Consider the following 19,712-nt stretch of genomic DNA (forward strand, 5'->3'; position numbering starts at 1 on the left):
CCAGAGTGGTCTCGTTTGATTGTTGGGTGTGTTGTTTTTTAAAAACCCCCCCCCCCCGCGCTCGCCCCCCCCCGCCCCCCCCCCCCGGACCGCCCCCCGCGGCGCCGCCCAGCCGGGCATTGCGCGCCCCCGGCCCGCCGAGCGATCCCGCAACCCCCCACGCCCCGGGGCCGTCGTCGTGACCTGATCGGGATGGCGGAGACCGGGCGAGCGAGGCCGCTCCTCCGCTGAATGGGCGTGTGTCCAGGCGCGGGTTGTCGCTCGTACGGCCTCATCGGGGATGTCGGACGTTTCAGCGCTCCTCGCGGGTGCTTAGCGTCGCACGACGAACCGGCGCGCCGGGACCTGCTTCCGGGACCTCCAGACGCCGGGTTTCCGATACACGAGCCGCACACAGCGGTGTGGACGCCGGAGGTCTTCATGACGGGTTTCGCAGCGATGCGGGTGCCTTATCGGGCAACCGCCCGAGGAAGGGAAGCAGACGGCAAGCGCTCGTGGTGGCTGCGCCTGAGGGCCTGGACGGCAGCACTGACCGTGCTCGCGGGGCTGGCGGCGCCGCTCGCCCTGGCCGCTCCCGCGGCGGCGCAGTCCGGCACCTACGCCTTCGTGGCCAACCAGGGCTCGGACACCGTATCGGTGATCGACACCACCACCAACACCGTCGTCGACACCATCAACGTCGGCGACTTCCCCACAGGCGTGGCCCTCAGCCCGGACCGCACCCGAGCCTATGTCAGCAACCTCCTCGACGGCACAGTGTCGGTAATCGACACGTTCACTCACGTCGTCGTCGCCACCGTTCTCGGCGTCGGCGGCGGGCCGGGCGGTCTCGCGGTCACCCCGGACGGCACCCTGGTCTACGTCGCCAACGAGACCTCGGGCGATGTGGCGGTGATCGACACCGTCACCAACACCGTCACCACCACCATCGCGGTCGGCGGAAACCTGGTGGACGTGGCGATCACGCCGGACGGCGACACCGCCTATGTCAGCAACGCCGGCAGCGGCAGCGTCGCGGTGATCGACATCGCCACCAACACGGTCACCACCACCATCCCGGTCGGTACCACCCCGATCGGTCTGGCGGTCTCGCCGGACGGAACCGAGGTCTGGGTCGCCGTCCAGGACTCGGACCAGGTGACGGTGATCTCCACCGCGAGCAACACGGTCACCAACAACATCCCGATTCCCACCACCGACCCCCGCGATGTGGCGTTCACCCCTGACGGTACGACGGCCTACGTTCCCGACCTGGGGAACCCGGGCAACGTCTCGGTGATCGACACCGCCACCGAGACGGTCACCACCACTGTTTCCGTCAACAACAACCCCGTCCAAGTGGCCGTCACCCCCGACGGCGGGTTCGTCTACGTCACCAACTACCTGTCGGGCAACGTGTCCGTGATCGACACCACGACCAACACCGTGACAGCCACCGTCGGCGTGGGCGGCAACCCGTTCGGTGTCGCGATCGGGGACATCCCCGCCTCGTCCCTCGCCGAGTGCCCGGATGGCAGCGTCATCACCGGCGGCGGACACCAGATCAGCGGGCCCCCGCCGAGCGACTTCACCAGCAAGCCGGTCGGCGACGCCTGGCAGGTGTCCCTGACCAACGAGAACGACGAGCCCATCACCTTCACGCCTTACGCGGTCTGCGCCCCTGAGACCACGCCTTAGCGACAGTGCCGCCGTCCGAGCCCGCACAGGGCCCGACCGGCCGCTCTGCCCCTGAGACCACGCCTTAGCGACAGTGCCACCGTCCGGGCCCGCACAGGGCCTGACGGCCGCTCCCTGATGACAGGAGACAGGTATGACCTCTCACGACACACCGCCGCCATCCACACCGCTGGGACCCCTGCCCCGTCGGGGCGTATGGCAGACCGGCGGCGCGATCGCCTCCCTCGCGCTCGTCCTCATGGGAACCGCGATGCCCGTGGCCACCGCCGTGCAGGGGCCCGGCGACCCCCCCGCTGCGGCCGGTGCAGCGAGTCCCGGGCAAGGCCGGGACGACAGGGACAGGTGCGACAACACGCCCTGGCCGAACGGCGTGAGCCTGACCAACGGGGCCGACAGGTGCAAGCCGAACGGTCCAAAGGGCGGCGGGACCGGAGCGACTGGCCCGACGGGACCAACGGGTCCGACCGGGCCCACCGGCCCGACCGGAACAGGGGCCACCGGCCCGACCGGAGCGACTGGATCGACCGGTCTGACGGGGATCACCGGACCGACCGGATCGACCGGATCGACCGGATCGACCGGGGCGACCGGGGCCACCGGTGACACCGGGGCGACCGGGCCGACCGGGCCGACCGGGGCCACCGGGGACACCGGTCCCGCCGGTCTGGGGGACACGTTCATCGTCATCGGCCCCACGGTCACCGTCCCCCCGGCGGGGGACCCTGGGGCCTGACTTCCTGACCCACCGCGGAGTGACGAGTCTCCCGCCCCCGGGCACAGCCCGGGGGCGGGAGCCCTTCGCCGTACGGGGCGGATGCGCCCCGCGGGTCCCTCAGACGGGCAGCCGCCGGAACACCGCGCGCGGCACATGCCTCAGCGCCGACATCACCACCCGCAGCCGACCCGGTACCCACACGGTCTCGGCGCGCCGCCGCAGCCCCGCCTCGATGGCCAGGGCGACCGTCTCCGGGGTGGTCGCCAGCGGTGCCTCGGGCAGCCCGGCCGTCATCCTGGACCGTACGAACCCGGGCCTGACCACCATCACCTGCACTCCGGTCCCGTGCAGCGCGTCGCCGAGGCCCTGGGCGAACGCGTCCAGGCCCGCCTTGGACGACCCGTAGATGAAGTTGGCCCGCCGGGCCCGCTCGCCCGCCACCGAGGACAGCACGACCAGCGAGCCGTGCCCCTGGACCTGCAGGGCCGCCGCGCAGACCAGACCGGACGAGACCGCGCCGGTGTAGTTGGTCTGGGCGACCCGCACCGCCGACAGCGGCTGGGCCTCGTCCCGTGCCTGGTCGCCGAGCACACCGAAGGCCAGCAGCACCATGTCGATGTCTCCTTCGGCGAAGACCTTGCCGAGGACCTCCTCGTGCCGGGCGGGTTCGAGGGCGTCGAACGGCACGGTGCGCACATCCGCTCCCAGGGCCCGGAGTGAGTCGGCGGCCTCGTCCAAGGCGGGGGAGGGCCGCCCGGCCAACCAGACCGTACGCGTGCGCCGCGCCACCAGCCGGCGGGCGGTGGCCAGTCCGATCTCGGACGTACCGCCGAGGACGAGCAGGGACTGCGGTGCGCCGAAGGCGTCCTTCATGAAGTGCTCCTTCTTCGAACGATCGCGGTGGACGTCACAGGGACAGGCGGCGGGACAGGTCAGAGACGAACACCCCGCGCGGATCGAGCTCGGCGCGCAGCGCCCGGAAGCGCTCCACCTCCGGGTACATCGCGGCCAGCAGCTCGGGTCGCAGCCGGGAGTCCTTCGCCAGGTACACCCGTCCACCGGCGTCCGCCACGTACTCGTCCAGCGCGTCGAGCAGCGGGCCGAGGCCCGGCAGCCCGGCCGGGACGTCCAGCGCGAGCGTCCACCCGGGCACCGGGAACGACAGCCACCCCGGGTCGGCTTCACCGAACCGCTTGAGCACGGCGAGGAACGAGGGACAGCGGTGCCGTGCGATGCGCCGCACGATCCGGTGGAGCGCCTCCTCCTGACCGAACCCGACCACGAACTGGTACTGCACGAACCCACCGCGCCCGTAGACCCGGTTCCAGTGCGGTACGCCGTCCAGTGGATGGAAGAACGCGGAGACCGGCTGGAGTTCGCCGCTGCGGGAGCGCGGCGCCTTGCGGTACCAGAAGTCGTTGAAGCAGGACACCGACCTGCGCCCGACGAGTCCTCGCGGTACCAAATCCGGGGCGAGACCGGTGAATCCGGGGGCCGCCGGGAGCCGTCGCGGGCGGAACTCCAGGGGTCGCCGCAGGGCGCGCGGGGGGAGGGCTTCGAGCGGGGCGTGGTCCCCGCGGGTGAGGACGGCACGGCCGGTCGAGCCGCCCCGGGCGAGCAGGTCGATCCAGGCGACCGAGTAGCGATAGCGGTCGTCGCCCGCCGTGAGCCGGGCCATCAGATCGTCCAGATCCAGGGTCCGTTCCGTGTCGACGCACATCAGCGAGGTCTCGACGGGGTGCAGTCCGATCGTAGCGGAGAGGATCACGCCGGTCAGGCCCATGCCGCCCGTCGTCGCGTCGAACAGCTCGGTACCGGGCACGGCGACGTGTACCTCGCCGTCGGCGGTGAGCAGTTCCAGCGAGCGCACATGGCGGGTGAAGGAGCCGGAGACATGGTGGTTCTTGCCGTGGATATCGGCGCCGATGGCCCCGCCGACGGTCACATAGCGGGTCCCCGGCGTGACCGGGACGAACCAGCCGAGCGGTAGCAGCACTTCCATCAGCTGTTGCAGGCTGACACCCGCGTCGCACACCACGATGCCCGCCTCGGCGTCGATGGCGCGGATCCGGTCGAGACCGGTCATGTCGAGTACGGTCCCGCCAGCGTTCTGCGCGGCGTCACCGTACGCCCGGCCCAGACCCCGGGCGATGGAACCGCGTCCGCCGCAGCGGAGGACCGCGGCCACGGCTTCCTCGTGGGTACGGGGGCGGATGAGCAGCCGTGCGGCGGACGGCGCGGTGCGGCCCCAGCCGGTCACGGTGACGGGTCTCGCCGGGCGAGCGGCAGCGGCGGCGGTACCGGAGTCGGCGGAGCAGTCAGCGGACATACCCGGACGCTAGCGCCCTGTATGAGCGAATTTGCCCTGATCTCTTCCCTGGGTGCCGCTGACTCGCCTGACTCGCCGAAATGGGTGATTAAACGAGTGTCATTAAAGATGTGCCGTGAATGACGGCCTTCGGTTGAGAAGAGTCGCCCGTATGCGACACGTCAACTGGACGTACCGGCCGTACTGGGCGTCTTTGCCGCACTGGACGCACGCCGACCACCGGCTGCTCACGGCACTGCGCGACTGCGGCCGGGATCCACGCGTGGCCGCGGCGGCCCGCGCCTTCTCGCACGGCGGCGAGCACGGCGCGGTATGGCTCGCGGCGGGCCTGGTGTGCGCGGCGGCGGACCGGGAACGCCGCCAGGGCTGGCTGCGAGGCACCGCGCTGGTCGGCGCGGCCCACGTGGCGAGCATGGGCGTCAAACGCGTGGTGCGCCGCCAGCGCCCACGGCTGTCCAGTCTCGAACCGCTGGTGAGGACGCTGAGTCGGCACTCGTTCCCCAGCTCGCACGCCACCGCCGCAGCCGCGGCGACCGTGGCCTTCGGCGCCCTGCGTCCGGCGAGTGGACGGCTTGTGCCGCCGCTCGCCGCGGCGGTGTGCGTGTCCCGGCTGGTCGTCGGGGTCCACTATCCGACCGATGTGGCCGCGGGCGCGCTGCTCGGCGGGCTGACGGCACGTCTGGGTGCGGGCTGGCAGCGGGCCGCACCAGTCGTCGCCGAACGCGGACGCGGACGCGGCCGCGGCGGCAGGGGCGGCGGCCATGGCTGAGCCCAGCACCGCCGTCCTGGACCAGCCGGAACGGCGCCCGGACCACTCCGGCACCACCGCGCCCACCCCTGTCCACCGTCGCAAGGGCGGCATCCTCACCGGACTGCTCAGGACCGCCCGCCCCCGTCAGTGGATCAAGAACGTCCTGGTGGCCGCCGCCCCCGCGGCGGCCGGTGAGTTGGCCTCCTGGCACACCGCCGCCCAACTGGCCCTGGTCTTCGCGCTCTTCACCGCCGCCGCCTCATCGGTCTATCTGATCAACGATGCCCGTGACGCCGAAGCCGACCGCGCCCACCCGGTGAAGTGCCGCCGCCCGGTGGCCGCGGGCGAGGTCCCCGTGACCGCCGCCTACGCCACAGGAGCGCTCCTCACGCTCGGGACCGTCGGCGCCGCGGTGACGCTGTGCGACGCGCTCACCGCGGCGCTGCTGAGCGCGTACATCGCCATGCAACTCGCCTACTGCGTACGGCTCAAACACGTGCTCGTCGTGGACCTGGCCGTGGTCACCACCGGGTTCCTGATGCGCGCCATGGTCGGCGGGGTGGCGCTGTCCATCCCGCTGTCCCGTTGGTTCCTGATCACCGCGGGCTTCGGCGCGCTGTTCATGGTCGCGGCCAAGCGCTATTCGGAGGCCGTGCGGATGGCGGACGCGGGCGGGGCGACCCGGGCGCTGCTGACCGCGTACACCACCGGCTATCTGCGCTTCGTCTGGCAGCTCGCGGCCGGTGCCGCCGTACTCGGCTACTGCCTCTGGGCACTGGAGTCCGGGGACGCCGCCGCCGCGAACGGTTCGCTGCTGCCCTGGCGCCAGCTCTCGATGATCGCCTTCACCCTGGGCGTGCTGCGCTACGCGGTCTTCGCCGACCGGGGCGCGGCCGGTGCCCCAGAGGAGGTCGTGCTGCGGGACCGGCCGCTGGCCGTCATCGGGCTGATGTGGCTGGCGATGTACGGCATGGCCGTGGCAGGCGTCTGACATCCGGGTCCGTACCGCGCTGAGGTGTGGATCGTGCTCGATGTGTGGATCGTTCCCGCTCGGAAGGGCAGGCGTACGGCATGGACTGGCTGACCCGACTTCCCGTCATCGGACCGCACGTACAGCGCCTGATGAAGACCCACGCCTGGCGCACCTACGAGCGGCTCGACCGGGTGCACTGGACCCGGCTCGCCGCCGCGATCACGTTCATCAGCTTCCTGGCCCTCTTCCCGCTGATCACCGTGGCCGCGGCGGTCGGGGCGGCGCTGCTCAGCGACGGTCAGCTGAAGGATCTGGAGCGGCGGCTCACCGACCAGGTGCCGGGTATCTCCGACCAGCTCGACATCGAGGGCCTGGTCGCCAACGCGGGAACGATCGGGCTGATCGCCGGTGCGCTGCTGCTGCTCACCGGAGTGAGCTGGATCGGGTCGATGCGGGACTGCCTGCGCGCGGTCTGGGAGCTGGACGACACCGACGAGGGCAACCCGGTCGTGCGCAAGGGCAAGGACGCCCTCGTGCTGCTCGGCTTCGGCGCAGTCGTCCTCGCCTCGTTCGCCGCGTCCGCTCTCGGCTCCACCGCGCTCGGCTGGAGCGCCGAACAGCTCGGGATCGACCGCACCGGGGCGGGCAGGATCCTGCTCCAGATCTGCGCCCTCGCCATCGCCGTGCTCGCCGACTTCCTCATGCTGCTCTACGCCCTGACCCTGCTGCCCTCGGTACAGCCGCCGCGCCGCAGGCTGATCGTCGCGGCGCTGCTCGGCGCGGTCGGCTTCGAACTGCTCAAGTTGCTGCTCAGCGGCTATCTCTCGGGTGTCGCGTCGAAGTCGATGTACGGGGCCTTCGGGGTGCCGGTGGCCCTGCTGCTGTGGATGAACTTCACCGCGAAGCTGCTGCTGTACTGCGCGTCCTGGACGGCGACCGGGAGCGCGAGCACCGCCGCCGCCCGGGAACCCGCTCGGACTGGTCCTAGCGGCGGGGGAGACGGCGGACCAGATCGGGCAGCGGCCAGCGCCGGTTGACCAGGAACGCCCCGCCGGCCAGCAGCACCAGTACACCGCCGGTGACGGCCAGCGCGACTCCGACGCCGCTGGAGCCCTCGTGTGCCGCTGCGGAGGCGTGCTCGGGGCCGGAGCCGTTCTGCATGCTGTCCTTGGTTCCGTCCGCGTCCCCGTCCCTGGTGCCGGTGCTGCTGCCTTCGCTGTCGCCGCCGCCGGAGGACGCCTGCGAACCGCCCGAGGGGCCGGTGTCCGCGGACCGGGGCGGGACCAGTTCGCCGACCGGCTCCACCTTTCCGGCGGCGGCGAAGCCCCAGTCGAGCAGGCGGGCGGTCTCCTGGTAGACGGCCTGGCTCTCCTTCGACGACGGGTTCATCACCGTGACGAGCAGCACCCTGCCGTTTCGCTCCGCCACACCGGTGAAGGTCGCGCCCGCGTGGGTGGTGTTGCCGTTCTTGACGCCAGCGATGCCCTGGTAGGCGCTGACGCCGGAGGCGCCGGTGAGCAGCCTGTTGGTGTTCTGGATCTCGAAGGTCGGGCGCTGCTTCCCCGGCTTCTCCTCACCGGGGAACTGGGCACGTACGGTCGAGCAGTACTCGCGGAAGTCCTTCTTCTGGAGGCCGCTGCGGGCGAACAGGGTCAGGTCGTACGCGCTCGACACCTGGCCTGTCTCGTCGTAGCCGTCCGGAGTGACCACATTGGTGTCCAGGGCCTGCAGTTCCTCCGCGTGGTCCTGCATGTCCCGCACGGTCCGGTCGATCCCGCCGTTCATCGCGGACAGCACATGGACGGCGTCGTTGCCCGAACGCAGGAACACACCGAGCCAGAGGTCGTGGACGCTGTAGGACTGGTTCTCCTTGACCCCGACGAGGCTGCTGCCATCGCCGACCCCCGTCAACTCGTCGCGGGTGACCGTGTGCACGTCGTCCTTGTTCATCCTGGGCAGCAGGGTGTCCGCGAACAGCATCTTCAGCGTCGAGGCGGGGGCGAGCCGCCAGTGCGCGTTGTGGGACGCGAGCACGTCGCCGCTCTCCGCGTCCGCGACGATCCAGGATCGGGCGGACAGGTCCTTGGGCAGGACCGGGGCGCCGGAGCCGAGGTCGACCTGGGTGCCTGGCCGGCCGAGCCGCGTACCGCCGACCGTGGACATCTGCGCGGGCGGGTTCGGCGCCTTGGGGTCCGCCTTGGTGACACCGGTCGCCGCACTGGCCGCCGGGGTGGCCGCGAGCGCGGGAGAGGCGGTGATCGAAGGCAGCAACGCGGCGGCAATGACCGTCAATGCGGTCTTTTTCAAAGCAGACACGATCGAGAAAGTACATGGACTTGCCATCGGATCTGACACCGGACGGATGACCCGCCGCGAGCTCCGCCGGGACAGCCCATCAGCCGGACCCCGCCGCCCCGGCACGGCGGACTGCGGTGATACTGGGTCTATGAAGCTCAGTCGCCCCGTCTCCTGGTTCCTGCTCGCGTTCGGGGTGTGGAGCTGGGTCATCTGGGTCACTTTCATCAAGAACCTGTGGCAGGACGCCAGCGGGCTCGCCTTCGACGCCGCGGGTGACCCGACTGCCTACTTCTGGGTCCATCTGCTGCTCGCCATCGCGTCCTTTCTCCTGGGGACGGCGATCGGCGTCATCGGGTTGCGCGGCCTGCGCGCCTCGCGCCGCAGCCGCGACGACCACGCGGCCCACGAGAACCACGGGTGAGGGGAAGCGCTGTCATGCCGATGGTTCTGCTGATGATCGTCGTGGTCCTCGCCCTGCTCGGAGGCGTGCACTGGTACGTCTGGCGGCGGCTGGTCCGCGACACGACCGTGCCGGGAAGTGCCGTACGTCACACCGGTACTGTGGCCGTGGTGCTGCTGCCGCTGCTCTCCGTGGGGGCGCTGACCTCCGAACGGACGGGTACGCCGTTCTGGCTTCAGCAGGTGCTGGCCTGGCCGGGCTTTCTGTGGCTCGCCGTGCTGCTCTACCTCACGCTCGCCCTGGTGGTGGCCGAGGGCGTACGGCCGCTGCTGCGGCGCTGGCTGGAGCACAGGGCTGACGCGGGGTCATCGGATGCCGGTGAGGTGGTTCTGCCGACAGCCGCCGAGGCTCCGTCCGTCGCGGCGGTCGCGCCAGTCGGCCAGAGCGCCGGAGCCCCGGTCGCCGCGCCCCTGGAGCCTCTCGACGCCGCTACGGGTACGACCACCCCGCCCGCAGCTTCGGGCTCCTCCGGTTCCGCCTCCGGGGACGTGACACGGCGGCTGTTCGTAGCCCGGGTCGCGGGCGGCGCGGCAGCGGCGGTCGCCGCCGGGACCGTCGGCTACGGGACGTACGGCGTGCTGCGCGGGCCCCGCGTGAAGAGGGTCACCGTGCCGCTCGCCAAGCTGGCGCGCGGGGCGCACGGCTACCGGATCGCCGTCGTCAGCGACGTGCATCTCGGGCCGGTACTCGGCCGCGCCCACACCCAGCGGATCGTGGACACGATCAACGCCACCCAGCCCGATCTCGTCGCCGTCGTCGGTGACCTGGTCGACGGCACTGTGGCCGACCTCGGCCGGGCCGCCGAGCCCCTGGCCCGGATCAGGGCGCGCCACGGGTCCTTCTTCGTCACCGGCAACCACGAGTACTTCTCCGGCGCCGACGCCTGGGTCGACCATGTCCGTGAGCTCGGTCTCACCCCGCTGCGCAACGCCCGCGTCGAGCTCGCCGGGTTCGACCTCGCGGGCGTGGACGACGTGGCGGGCGAGAGCGAGGGCAAGGGTCCCGACTTCGTCCGCGCGCTCGGGGACCGCGACCGCTCCCGCGCATCGGTGCTGCTCGCCCACCAGCCCGTCGTGATCCACGACGCCGTACGACACGGTGTGGACCTCCAGCTCTCCGGCCACACCCACGGCGGCCAGCTCTGGCCCGGCAACCTCATCGCCGACGCGGCCAACCCGACCCTCGCGGGCCTGGAAAGCTACGGCGACACCCAGCTCTACGTCTCACGCGGCGCGGGCGCCTGGGGCCCGCCCGTGCGGGTCGGCGCGCCGTCCGACATCACCGTCGTGGAGCTGGCCTCCCGCCAGGCCTGACGGGGCGTTCCCGGTGCGCTACCTCGGGAACACGGCGACGTCGTAGCCTTCGACGACAGGCGCCGCCGGTCGACCGGCTCGTCCCTGGCCGCGTCGGCGAGGCGATCCAGAGGAAGCGCAGCTGATCGGCGGGCCGGAGCCGCGGGCGGTAGTCGCACACCAGCGCGTCCGGCCGTTCCCGGAATGCCGTTCGGACCACCACCCGCCGGGTTGCGGGACACGGGCCCAGCAGGACGTTCCAGCGCGGTGTCCGTCCTGGTCGGCGGTCTACCGTGCGGGCATGGGCGTGAGCAGCGGCACGGACAGTACAGCGGACGGGGCCGGGTCCAGGTATGTGGAGAGCCCGGCGCGGCTTGTCGCGCTGTCCGACGGGATCTACGCGATCGCCATGACGCTCCTGGTGCTGGACATCTCGGTGCCCGAGGGCCTGGACACGGCGGGCTTCCGGCACGAGATGAGCGAGGTATGGCCGAAGCTCGCCGCCTACGCGCTCAGTTTCGGCGTACTGGGCGCCTTCTGGCGCGACCAGCGCCAGATCCTGCACCGGGTACGGAGGGTCGACACCTTCACCGTCCGGCTGACCCTGGCCGGCCTCGGCGCGGCGGCACTGCTGCCGTTCCCCACCTCGCTGCTCTCCGAGTACGGCAGCGAGGAGCCGCTCGCCGTGTCCGCATACGCGGCCACCGTAGCCCTGCTCAGCCTGCTGCACCTCGCGCTGTTCACCAGAGTCTGGCGGCACGCGCACCTCCAGGCCCGGCCCATTCCCGCCCGGCTGGGCAGGACCGTCGTCACGGAGCAGGGCTCGGTCGCCCTGGTCTGCGCGGCGTCCGTGGTAGTCGCGTTCACCGTCGCCCCGCAAGTGGCTCTGTACACGTGGCTGCTGACGTTCCCGGTCAAACACGCGATCCGGTGGCGAGGCCGGACACCTGCCCAACGGACCTGAGAGGCAGGGCGCCTCAGGAGCCGGAGCACGCCCGGAGGAAATCGAGCAGCGCCTCACTCACCTCGGCCGGGCGTTCCTGCTGGGTCCAGTGGCCGCACCCGGCGAGCTTGAGGGGCTTGCGGTGCAGGTTCGGCATGAGTGCGGGAAGACGCTCGATGAATTCGGGCATTCCGGGGAACGCCGGTACGGGGTCGCGGTCGCCGTAGACGTAGAGGGCGGGCCTGGTGACGAGGGCGCCCTGCCAGGGGGCGGTCAGCTCCCAGTTGCGGTCGAGGTTGCGGTACCAGTTGAGGGCGCCGGTGAAGCCCTGGGAGAAACTCTCGGTGAGCGCGTCGAGATCGTCCTCGGTGAACCAGGGCGGCAGCACCTCGGGGTCGGCCATGTCGGCGAGCCAGCCCCGTTCGAGGTCGACCAGCGGCGGCTTGCTGACGAAGGGGTTGTCGCCGGAAGCCGAGTAGAAGAACTTGCGCAGCGTGGTGCGCGGGTCCCTCGCGAACTCGGCGTCCGCGGCGCCGGGGCGTTCGAAGTAGTTCCAGTAGAACCGGCCGTCGAACATCTCCCTCAAGGCGGCCAGTGGTGGCACCGGACCTCGGAACGCCGGGGGCACGCTCAGGCCGGCCACACCGAGCACCATGTCCGGGCGCAGCAGGGCGGTGTGCCAGGCGACCGGGGCTCCCCAGTCGTGCCCGACGACGTATGCCTGCCGCTCACCCAGGGCCTGGATCAGCCCGACGACGTCACCGACCAGGTGGAAGATGCTGTACGCGCCGACGTCGGCGGGATGATCGCTGCGCCCGTACCCCCGCTGGTCCGGGGCGACCACCCGGAAGCCCGCCTCCGCCAGCGGGGCGAACTGGTGGCGCCACGAGTGCCATGATTCGGGGAAGCCGTGCAGGAGCACCACCAGCGGGCCTTCGCCCTGCTCGGCGATGTGCAGCCGGATCCCGTTCACGTCGATCATCCGATGCTCAGCCATGGGCCCCGAGCGTACGCCGCCTGACCGGCTTCTTCCCCTGTTCGGCTACTTGGCCACGCCGCTGCGCACCTTCGGCACCACGAACTCCTGCATCAGATCCACGGCGTCACGCACCAGCGGACGGACGATCTTGAAACGGGACAGCCGGACCGCGCGGGCCACCAGCGGGGTGCACCTGTGGACGAAGGCCCGGGTGCGCTCGGTGTCCTCGCTCCGGTCGAACACCCAGTACAGCACCACACCCATGAGGTAGAGCCACAGGAGATCCGGCAGCAGGTCGCTCAACTCCGCGTCCAGCTTCGCGCCCACCTTCGAGCCGCCCAGCACGTCCCGGAAGATCTGTACCGCCTGTGCGCGAGCCGGGTGGGACTCGTCCGAGAAGGGGCTCAGCGGGCTCTCCGGGTCGGCAGCCGTGCTGAAGAACTGGGCCGCGAACTCGTGGTACGGGCGCGCGCAGTCCACCCAGGCCGCCACCGCGACCTGGAGGCGCTCCTCGAAGTCGTCCACGCCCCGGAGGCGCTGCCCGGTCACGATGGCGTGCTCACGGGTCATCCGGTCGTAGAAGCCGGTGATCAGGGACGCCTTCGAGTCGAAGTAGTAGTAGGCGTTACCGACTGACACACCGGCTTCTTTGGCGATGGCCCGCATGGTGGTCTTCTCGTATCCACGCTCCTGGAAGAGCCGCATGGCGGTCTCAAGGATGAGCGTCCGGGTCTGCTCACTCTTGGCCGGCTTCGCGGCGGGCCGCTTGCCGGGGCGCTGCTCGCCGTGCGGCTTTTCGTGCTCGCCCCGGGGGGCGGGTGGGTTGTGGGGGGCCTTCGCGTCGGTCACGGTGTCCGAGCCTAACCGGGCCGGCCCGGGACCTCGCACTGCCCGTCCGCGCAGGAAGGCGCGGTGGCCTCCCGGTATTTCGCGGCGGCCAGCACGGTGACCTTGGCGAAGGGCGCGCCCGCCGGGGTCGCCAGCCAGTGGGCCTTGGGCCGGTACTCGGCCAGGGCCCAGAGGCAGACGATCCACGCCGCGGTCGACCGGTACACCTGGCCGCGGTCGCCGACCACAGTGATCTCCCGCAGGGTGCTCCCGTGGTCGAGGCCGGGGAAGCGGCGTCTGGCTTCGTCCGATGCGGCGGGCACCAGGTCCAGCGGGACCAGTTGCCGCTGCCGCATCAGCCAGTGACGCAGATGTACGCAGAGCGAGCACCGCGCGTCGTAGAGAACCGTCAGCCGCTTCACCGGTACGCCGCCCATGAGGCCCGTCACGCGCCCGTGGCGGGTGCGGGTGCGGCCCAGGGGCCCTTGCCGTCCGTGCCGGTCCAGCCCTGCGGCGGGACGGGCGGTGTCTGCTCACGCTCCATCATTCCGCGACGGCGGATCTTGTTGAGGACGTAGACGTTGCCCAGGTGCATCACCCCGAGGACCAGCAGTACGACGCCGAGCTTGACCGAGAGTGCCTCGAAGACCCCGCGGGCGGTGGTGACGGCGGTGTCCTGGTTCAGGTAGAGCGCGACAAAGCCGAGGTTGACCAGGTAGAAGCCCACCACCAGCAGGTGGTTGACGGCGTCGGCGAGCTTCTCGTTCCCCTTCAGCACATCGGCGAGGAATATGCGTCCGTTTCGGCTGAGCGTGCGCGCCACCCAGACGGTGAGCGCCACGCTGATCAGCAGGTAGACGGCATACGCGAGCACAGTGAGGTCCATTCCCCACCCTCCCTTGAACGTGTTCAAAAGGCTGTTGTCATGGACTGTAGACCTGTTCTTGAACGTGTTCAAGTCGAGCCCGCGACCGTTCCGCTTCCCGGAGCGCGAGAGGTGCCGGATCCGGGCGTGATGCGGGGCGCGGTATACGTGGGTGCGGTGCGTCGTGAGTTGCGGTTGAATCGCGTCCGATGACTCTTATGCATGATGTGACGGGGCACGGCCCCGCAGTGGTGCTCCTCCATTCATCCGTCTGCGACCGGCGGATGTGGGACGCCCAATGGAAGGTGCTGGCCGAATCCGGACACCAGGTGGTGCGCTGCGACTTCCGGGGCTTCGGCGAGACCCCGGCCGAGGAGGCGCGGCCGTACGAGGACTCGGATGACGTACTGGCCCTGCTGGATGACCTCGGCATCAAGCGCGCCACTCTGATCGGGGCGTCCCATGGCGGTCAGGTCGCCGTGGAGTTCGCCGCCCGGCATCCCGAGCGGGTGAACGCACTGGTGCTGCTCTGCGCGGGGCTTCCCGGCTACGAACCCGGTCCGGCGCTCAGGGATTTCGGGGGGCGCGAGAACGCCTTGCTGGAGGCGGACGACCTCGACGGCGCCGTCGAGCTCAATGTGTCCACATGGCTTGGCCCCGAGGCGGACGAGCCGGTGCGTGAACGCGTACGCGCCATGCAGCGGCACGCGTTCGAGGTCCAGCTCGCCGCCTACTACGCGGCCCAGGCAGCGGCCGAGGCGGCAACGGCTGAGGAGCCGGTCGAGACGGCGGAGGCCGCACCCGAGCCGCCCTTCGACCTCGCCGCCATCCAGGCCCGCACCCTCGTCGTCACGGCAGCCCACGACGTGGACGACTTCCGCACCATGGGCGCCCTGCTCGCCGACGGCATCCCCGGAGCGGACCGCGTCGAGCTGCCCTGGGCCGGTCACCTCCCCTCACTCGAGCGACCCGACGAGGTCACCGCACTGCTCACCGGCTTCCTCAGCGGACTGTCCAGCCGCTGACCCATCGGTGCGCCACCACGCCGGGGGCCAGGCGACGACCTCGCCCCCGGCCGCGGGCGCGTACCCCGCGGCCGGCCCGTCGTGTTCCAGGCGCTCCCGTCGGCCCGCCCTGAATCCCCTGCACGCCCGGTGCCGGTCCTGGACGCCAGGGAACACCATGGAGCGTCAGATCGCCCTACGCGGCAGCCGGTTCGTCCCCGTAACCGACACCACCAGTGAGTACAGCGAGTCCGTCGCGGTGCCTGGACGCCATCGACCGCTCCCTGCTGACCCTGTTGCGGCAGGACGCCGGGCAGGCGTACGCCGCCCTCGGCAAAGCGGTCGGCCTCTCGGCCGGTGCCGCCCATGAGCGCGTCCGCAAGCTGCGCGAGCGCGGAGTCATCCGCGTACGACGGTGGACGCGGATCCCAGGGCGCTCGGTCTCGGGGTGCTGGCCATCGTGATGGTCGACTCCTCGACGTGGATGGGCGAATCGGCGGGAGCCTTCGCCGCGATACCGGAGAACGAGGAGGCGCGCATCACCGCGGGCAGCGCGGCGGTCCTGGTGAAGGTGCGCACCGGAACGACCGAGCAACTCCAGGACGTGCTCAGGCGCCTGTACGCCATCGACGGGGTGAGTGGAACTCAGGCCACCGTCTCGCTGGAGACCTTCTTCGAGCGCGGCTGCCCGTCCCCGGCCGCGCTGTAGGTGCCGCTCCCGCCGCCCGTGCCGCCGCCCGTCGGCTGTTCCGTGCCCAGCCGCCGTACGCCGGGTGCCGCCGCCGTCGCCAGGCACGCCACCGTGACGGTCAGCGCGGCGACGGTGAGCGGGACCTGCGCGCCCCACGCGTCCGCCGCGACCGGTGCCAGCGCGTAGCCCAGCGGCATCGCGGCCAGTGACAGCAGCCAGTCGTACGAGGTGACGCGGGCGAGTGCGTGCGCCGGGATGGCCCGCTGGACCGTGGTCTCCCACACGGGGGACAGGAAGCCGAGGCCGGCCTGGGCGATCCCGTACGCGGCGATGGTCAGGGGCCACGGTGCGGAAGCGGCCATCAGCAGCAGCGGCAAGGCGTAGGTGGCGAGCCCCAGATTCGCCGCCAGCACCGGCCGGCGCGGCCGGGCGCGGCCGGCGAGCAGTGAGCCGAGCAGCAGACCGACGGCCCCGGTCTGGAGCATGGCGACCCAAACGCCCTCACCGCCCTGCTCGTTCACGGCGATCGCGGGACCGAGGGTCATCAGTACCGCCGCCGCCCCGTTCCACGCCGAGTGGGCGATCAGGCTGGACCAGTACCAGTCGCGGCTGCGCATCTCGCCCCAGCCCTCGCGGAGGTCGGCGAGCAGTGACCGCCGAGGTACAGGGACATGGCGCACCCGTACGGCGGCCAGCAGTGCGGCGCTCAACGCGAAGCTCGCCCCGTCGAGTACGAAGGCCCAGCCGGGGCCCCAGGTGAGCACGAGCAGTCCGCCCAAGGCCGGTCCGCTCAGCCTGGCGGCGCTCCGTGCGGCCCCCATCGCGGCGTTGGCGCGCTGGAGCTGACCGTCCTTCACCGTGCCCGCGACCAGTGGTGAGACCGTCGGCATGGCGAACGCGGAGGCGGCGCCGCCGATCACCTCGGCAATGGCGATCACCCACAGCCGGGGTTCATCACTCAGCAGTTGGGCACCGACGAGCAGCTGTGTGGCGCAGCGTACGAGGTCGGTGGTCAGGGCGATCCTTCGGGCGTCGAACCGGTCGCCCAGTACGCCGCCGAGCGGCAGCAGGAGCAGGCTCGGCACCATCGCGCAGGTCAGCACCAGCGCGAGCGCGGCGGTGGAGCCGGTGGCCTGGAGTACGGCGAGTGCGAGAGCGACCGGGACGACCGCGTCGCCGAGCTGGGAGAGCGTCCGCCCGGCGAACAGCAGCCGGAAGGAGCGGGACCGCAAGGGGTGCGGGGTGTGCGGATGTGGTGGCATGATCGTCAATGTATTTCGGTTCCAAATAATTTGGCAACGAAATATTGATAGGGCGGCCGGAGCGTACGATCACCGCATGGACGAGCCTGAGTCTGCGCCCGCGCCCGAGTCCGCGCCGGAGTCCGGGGCCGTGCGCGCGGCTGCCGCCGGGCCCCGCGACTGGACCGATGACCACGTGGCGCGCTGGCTGCCCGTGCTCCCCGCGCTCGACCCGGACATCGAGGGCGCGGTCACCCGCATGAAGAAGCTCTCCGTCCACTTCCGCAGGGTCCGCGAGAAGTCGCTCGCCGACTTCGACCTGGAACGCCATGAGTTCGACACCCTGCACAAACTCGCCGGCCGCGGCGGCACCGCAACACCCTCCGACCTCGCCGCCGACCTCGACCTGGCCCCCGCGTCCGTCACCGGTCGCCTCGGCGCCCTGGAACGCCGCGGCTTCATCCGCCGCACACCGTCCACCACCGACCGGCGACGGGTCGTCGTGGAGCTCACACCCGAGGGCAAGGCGACCTGGCTGGGAGCCATGGACGTCCTCGGTCACGAGGAGGAACGCCTGCTCGGCGTGCTCGGCAAGGACGAACGCGCACTCCTCAACGACATGCTGCGCCGCATCATGGTCGTCGCGGAGGAACGCGGTGGTGCCGCCTGGGACGCTCCCTAGCGGGTAAGGCTCAGACGCTCAGCGCGCGGGCGTAGTTGACCTGCCCCATGACCCACTGGATGGTCTGCGGGCCCGCCGCGGGGATCATCGTGGTGTGGTGGCGGCCACCGCTGCTCACGCTCACCTGGATGAAGCCCGTGGTCACCTTCTCCTTCATCAGCAGGAAGAACAGGCCCAGCAGGCAGAAGATCGCGAAGATCACCGCCAGCACGATCCCCGCCGTGGGGATCTTCTCCTCGGTGCGGGACATGTCGGTGACGTTCCACACCGCGCCCTTGAGGGGGAGCGTGCCCACCGGGGTGATGATCGAGTCCTGGAGCACCGTGATGTCCCCGAGCGACAGCAGCGGCATCCCCGGCGCACCCTGAGCCCCCGGAGCGCCCGGAACCGCGGGCAGCGTGTGCGGATAGCCGTAGCCGGGCTCGGTGTGGGGGTAGCCGTATGCGGGGCCGGCGTACTCGGGTGTGCCCGGAGGCTGCGATGGTCCCCACTGGTAGTCGCCGTTTTCCTGGTAGGGGTTCGGCGCGCTCATCTGCTCCCCGCTCTCACGCAACATCGATCAATGGCAAACGGCAATGGCAAAGGGCCCGTTCCCGTACGGTGAGCGTACAGAAACGGGCCCTTGAGCGCTGCCCTGCCCCCAGGTGCTCCCGGGCGCTGGTGCGATCGCCGGCTCAGAAGCGGCGCGTGATCAGCGCCCGCTTGACCTCCTGGATCGCCTTGGTGACCTCGATGCCACGCGGGCAGGCGTCCGTGCAGTTGAAGGTCGTACGGCAGCGCCACACACCGTCGCGGTCGTTGAGGATCTCCAGGCGCTGCTCCCCGGCCTCGTCACGCGAGTCGAAGATGAAACGGTGCGCGTTGACGATCGCGGCCGGGCCGAAGTACTGCCCGTCGTTCCAGAAGACCGGGCAGGACGACGTGCACGCCGCGCACAGGATGCACTTGGTGGTGTCGTCGAAGCGCTCGCGGTCCTCGGCGGACTGCAGGCGCTCACGCGTCGGCTCGTTGCCGGTGGTGACCAGGAACGGCATGACGTCCCGGTACGCCTGGAAGAACGGCTCCATGTCCACGACCAGGTCCTTGAGGACCGTGAGGCCCTTGATGGCCTCGATCGTGATGGGCTTCTCCGGGTTGATGTCCTTGATCAGCGTCTTGCAGGCGAGCCTGTTCTTGCCGTTGATCCGCATCGCGTCGGAGCCGCAGATGCCGTGCGCGCAGGAGCGCCGGAAGGTCAGCGTGCCATCGACGTCCCACTTGATCTTGTGGAGGCCGTCGAGCACCCGCTCCTTGGGGTCGATCTCGATCTGGAAGTCCTGCCACTCCGCCTCGGCCGAGACCTCGGGGTTGAAGCGGCGGATCCGGAACGTGACCGTGATGTACGGGGACGCGGGGCTGGCCGGGATCGCGTCCGACTTCTCGAGTACGGGGGTTGCCATCAGTACTTACGCTCCATCGGCTGGTAGCGGGTCTGGACGACGGGCTTGTAGTCGAGACGCACGGTCTCGGAGCCGTCGGCGCCGACCTCGCGGTACGCCATGGTGTGGCGCATGAAGTTGACGTCGTCGCGGTTCGGGAAGTCCTCGCGGTAGTGACCGCCGCGGGACTCCTTGCGAGCCAGCGCCGAGACGGCCATGACCTCGGCCAGGTCGAGCAGGTTGCCCAGCTCGATGGCCTCCAGCAGGTCCGTGTTGAAGCGCTTGCCCTTGTCCTGGATGGACACGTTCTTGTAGCGCTCGCGCAGCTCGGCGATCTTCTCGACGGCCGTCTTGATGGTCTGCTCGGTACGGAACACCATCACGTTGGCGTCCATCGTCTCCTGGAGCTCCTTGCGGATCTGGGCGACCCGCTCGGTGCCGGTGGAGGCGCGCAGCCCCTCGACCATCGCCTCCACGAGGGAGGCGGGGTTCTCCGGAAGCTCCACGTAGTCCGCCGTCGCCGAGTACACGGCGGGGGCGGTACCCGCGCGGCGCCCGCATAAGTT

19 protein-coding genes and 2 pseudogenes are annotated in these 19,712 nt (G+C 70.9%); 10 read left to right on the top strand and 11 right to left on the bottom strand.

The genetic code is table 11. The features are described from left to right. Nucleotides 1–420 precede the first annotated feature (420 nt). Nucleotides 421–1,677 carry a beta-propeller fold lactonase family protein gene (locus ACFWI9_RS05820; RefSeq protein WP_387159263.1) on the top strand — a complete coding sequence of 419 codons (1,257 nt, stop codon included), beginning with the start codon at nt 421–423 and terminating at the stop codon, nt 1,675–1,677. 832 nt (nt 1,678–2,509) lie between these two features. Here the strand turns inward: ACFWI9_RS05820 and ACFWI9_RS05825 are convergent. Next, on the bottom strand, nt 2,510–3,265 hold the full coding sequence (locus ACFWI9_RS05825) for a decaprenylphospho-beta-D-erythro-pentofuranosid-2-ulose 2-reductase (RefSeq protein ID WP_387159264.1): 756 nt from the start codon (nt 3,263–3,265) through the stop codon (nt 2,510–2,512). 34 nt (nt 3,266–3,299) lie between these two features. After that, nucleotides 3,300–4,721: an FAD-binding protein gene (locus ACFWI9_RS05830; RefSeq protein ID WP_387159265.1), complete on the bottom strand. Its 1,422-nt coding sequence runs from the start codon at nt 4,719–4,721 to the stop codon at nt 3,300–3,302. A 151-nt stretch (nt 4,722–4,872) separates the two neighbouring features. Here ACFWI9_RS05830 and ACFWI9_RS05835 point away from each other — a divergent pair, with 151 nt between their 5' ends. The 3 genes from ACFWI9_RS05835 to ACFWI9_RS05845 all read left to right on the top strand — a co-directional run bounded on the left by ACFWI9_RS05835 (nt 4,873) and on the right by ACFWI9_RS05845 (nt 7,482). Next, nucleotides 4,873–5,490, top strand: a complete 618-nt coding sequence (locus ACFWI9_RS05835) for a phosphatase PAP2 family protein (RefSeq protein ID WP_387159266.1) — start codon at nt 4,873–4,875, stop codon at nt 5,488–5,490. Next, complete coding sequence (locus ACFWI9_RS05840) at nt 5,483–6,463, top strand: decaprenyl-phosphate phosphoribosyltransferase (RefSeq protein ID WP_387159267.1); 981 nt, start codon at nt 5,483–5,485, stop codon at nt 6,461–6,463. The genes ACFWI9_RS05835 and ACFWI9_RS05840 overlap by 8 nt, the downstream gene beginning before the upstream one ends. Before the next feature lie 80 nt (nt 6,464–6,543). Then, nucleotides 6,544–7,482, top strand: a complete 939-nt coding sequence (locus tag ACFWI9_RS05845; RefSeq protein WP_387159320.1) for a YihY/virulence factor BrkB family protein — start codon at nt 6,544–6,546, stop codon at nt 7,480–7,482. Here the strand turns inward: ACFWI9_RS05845 and ACFWI9_RS05850 are convergent. Continuing rightward, nucleotides 7,430–8,788 carry a D-alanyl-D-alanine carboxypeptidase family protein gene (locus ACFWI9_RS05850; protein WP_387159268.1) on the bottom strand — a complete coding sequence of 453 codons (1,359 nt, stop codon included), beginning with the start codon at nt 8,786–8,788 and terminating at the stop codon, nt 7,430–7,432. The genes ACFWI9_RS05845 and ACFWI9_RS05850 overlap by 53 nt on opposite strands. A 103-nt stretch (nt 8,789–8,891) precedes the next feature. Between ACFWI9_RS05850 and ACFWI9_RS05855 the strand changes: the two genes are divergently transcribed. The 3 genes from ACFWI9_RS05855 (at nt 8,892) to ACFWI9_RS05865 (ending at nt 11,459) form a co-directional block, all read left to right on the top strand. Further along, nucleotides 8,892–9,164 (top strand): SCO4848 family membrane protein, encoded by a 273-nt coding sequence (locus ACFWI9_RS05855; RefSeq protein WP_387159269.1) that lies wholly within the window; start codon nt 8,892–8,894, stop codon nt 9,162–9,164. A 14-nt stretch (nt 9,165–9,178) separates the two neighbouring features. After that, nucleotides 9,179–10,516 (top strand): metallophosphoesterase, encoded by a 1,338-nt coding sequence (locus ACFWI9_RS05860; protein WP_387159270.1) that lies wholly within the window; start codon nt 9,179–9,181, stop codon nt 10,514–10,516. Between the two features lie 280 nt (nt 10,517–10,796). Further along, nucleotides 10,797–11,459, top strand: a complete 663-nt coding sequence (locus ACFWI9_RS05865; RefSeq protein ID WP_387159271.1) for a TMEM175 family protein — start codon at nt 10,797–10,799, stop codon at nt 11,457–11,459. A 13-nt stretch (nt 11,460–11,472) separates the two neighbouring features. Here ACFWI9_RS05865 and ACFWI9_RS05870 read toward each other — a convergent pair whose 3' ends face one another. Genes ACFWI9_RS05870 through ACFWI9_RS05885 form a run of 4 tightly spaced genes read right to left on the bottom strand, consistent with a single transcriptional unit; the run spans nt 11,473 to nt 14,131 of the window. Next, on the bottom strand, nt 11,473–12,435 hold the full coding sequence (locus tag ACFWI9_RS05870; protein ID WP_387159272.1) for an alpha/beta fold hydrolase: 963 nt from the start codon (nt 12,433–12,435) through the stop codon (nt 11,473–11,475). A gap of 45 nt (nt 12,436–12,480) precedes the next feature. Continuing rightward, complete coding sequence (locus ACFWI9_RS05875) at nt 12,481–13,266, bottom strand: TetR family transcriptional regulator (RefSeq protein ID WP_387159273.1); 786 nt, start codon at nt 13,264–13,266, stop codon at nt 12,481–12,483. A gap of 11 nt (nt 13,267–13,277) precedes the next feature. Continuing rightward, nucleotides 13,278–13,682 carry a thiol-disulfide oxidoreductase DCC family protein gene (locus ACFWI9_RS05880; RefSeq protein ID WP_387159321.1) on the bottom strand — a complete coding sequence of 135 codons (405 nt, stop codon included), beginning with the start codon at nt 13,680–13,682 and terminating at the stop codon, nt 13,278–13,280. 8 nt (nt 13,683–13,690) lie between these two features. Further along, nucleotides 13,691–14,131 (bottom strand): hypothetical protein, encoded by a 441-nt coding sequence (locus ACFWI9_RS05885; RefSeq protein ID WP_387159274.1) that lies wholly within the window; start codon nt 14,129–14,131, stop codon nt 13,691–13,693. Between the two features lie 188 nt (nt 14,132–14,319). On the opposite strand from ACFWI9_RS05885, the gene ACFWI9_RS05890 reads away from it, so the two are divergent. Together ACFWI9_RS05890 and ACFWI9_RS05895 are read left to right on the top strand one after the other, a co-directional pair. Further along, nucleotides 14,320–15,135, top strand: a complete 816-nt coding sequence (locus tag ACFWI9_RS05890) for an alpha/beta fold hydrolase (protein WP_387159275.1) — start codon at nt 14,320–14,322, stop codon at nt 15,133–15,135. A gap of 242 nt (nt 15,136–15,377) precedes the next feature. Then, nucleotides 15,378–15,823, top strand: a pseudogene (locus tag ACFWI9_RS05895) (Lrp/AsnC family transcriptional regulator). Here the strand turns inward: ACFWI9_RS05895 and ACFWI9_RS05900 are convergent. After that, nucleotides 15,760–17,067: an MFS transporter gene (locus ACFWI9_RS05900; protein ID WP_387159276.1), complete on the bottom strand. Its 1,308-nt coding sequence runs from the start codon at nt 17,065–17,067 to the stop codon at nt 15,760–15,762. The pseudogene ACFWI9_RS05895 and the gene ACFWI9_RS05900 overlap by 64 nt on opposite strands. Before the next feature lie 76 nt (nt 17,068–17,143). Between ACFWI9_RS05900 and ACFWI9_RS05905 the strand changes: the two genes are divergently transcribed. Beyond that, nucleotides 17,144–17,728, top strand: coding sequence for a MarR family winged helix-turn-helix transcriptional regulator (locus ACFWI9_RS05905; protein WP_387159277.1), 585 nt, complete (start codon nt 17,144–17,146; stop codon nt 17,726–17,728). Nucleotides 17,729–17,738: 10 nt separating this feature from the next. On the opposite strand, the gene ACFWI9_RS05910 is transcribed toward ACFWI9_RS05905, so the two are convergent. From ACFWI9_RS05910 to ACFWI9_RS05920, 3 genes and pseudogenes are all read right to left on the bottom strand, one after another. Further along, the gene (locus ACFWI9_RS05910) at nt 17,739–18,260 is read right to left on the bottom strand and encodes a hypothetical protein (RefSeq protein WP_387159322.1); all 522 of its coding nucleotides are present in this window, start codon (nt 18,258–18,260) and stop codon (nt 17,739–17,741) included. Between the two features lie 142 nt (nt 18,261–18,402). After that, a complete protein-coding gene (locus ACFWI9_RS05915; RefSeq protein ID WP_387159278.1) occupies nt 18,403–19,167 on the bottom strand; it encodes a succinate dehydrogenase iron-sulfur subunit in 765 nt (254 codons plus the stop codon). Then, nucleotides 19,167–19,712 (bottom strand): annotated as a pseudogene (locus ACFWI9_RS05920) (succinate dehydrogenase/fumarate reductase flavoprotein subunit); the annotation flags it as partial. The pseudogene ACFWI9_RS05920 and the gene ACFWI9_RS05915, both read right to left, overlap by 1 nt.

It is taken from the genome of Streptomyces sp. NPDC127084 (genome assembly GCF_042724175.1).
Lineage (GTDB): Bacteria > Actinomycetota > Actinomycetes > Streptomycetales > Streptomycetaceae > Streptomyces.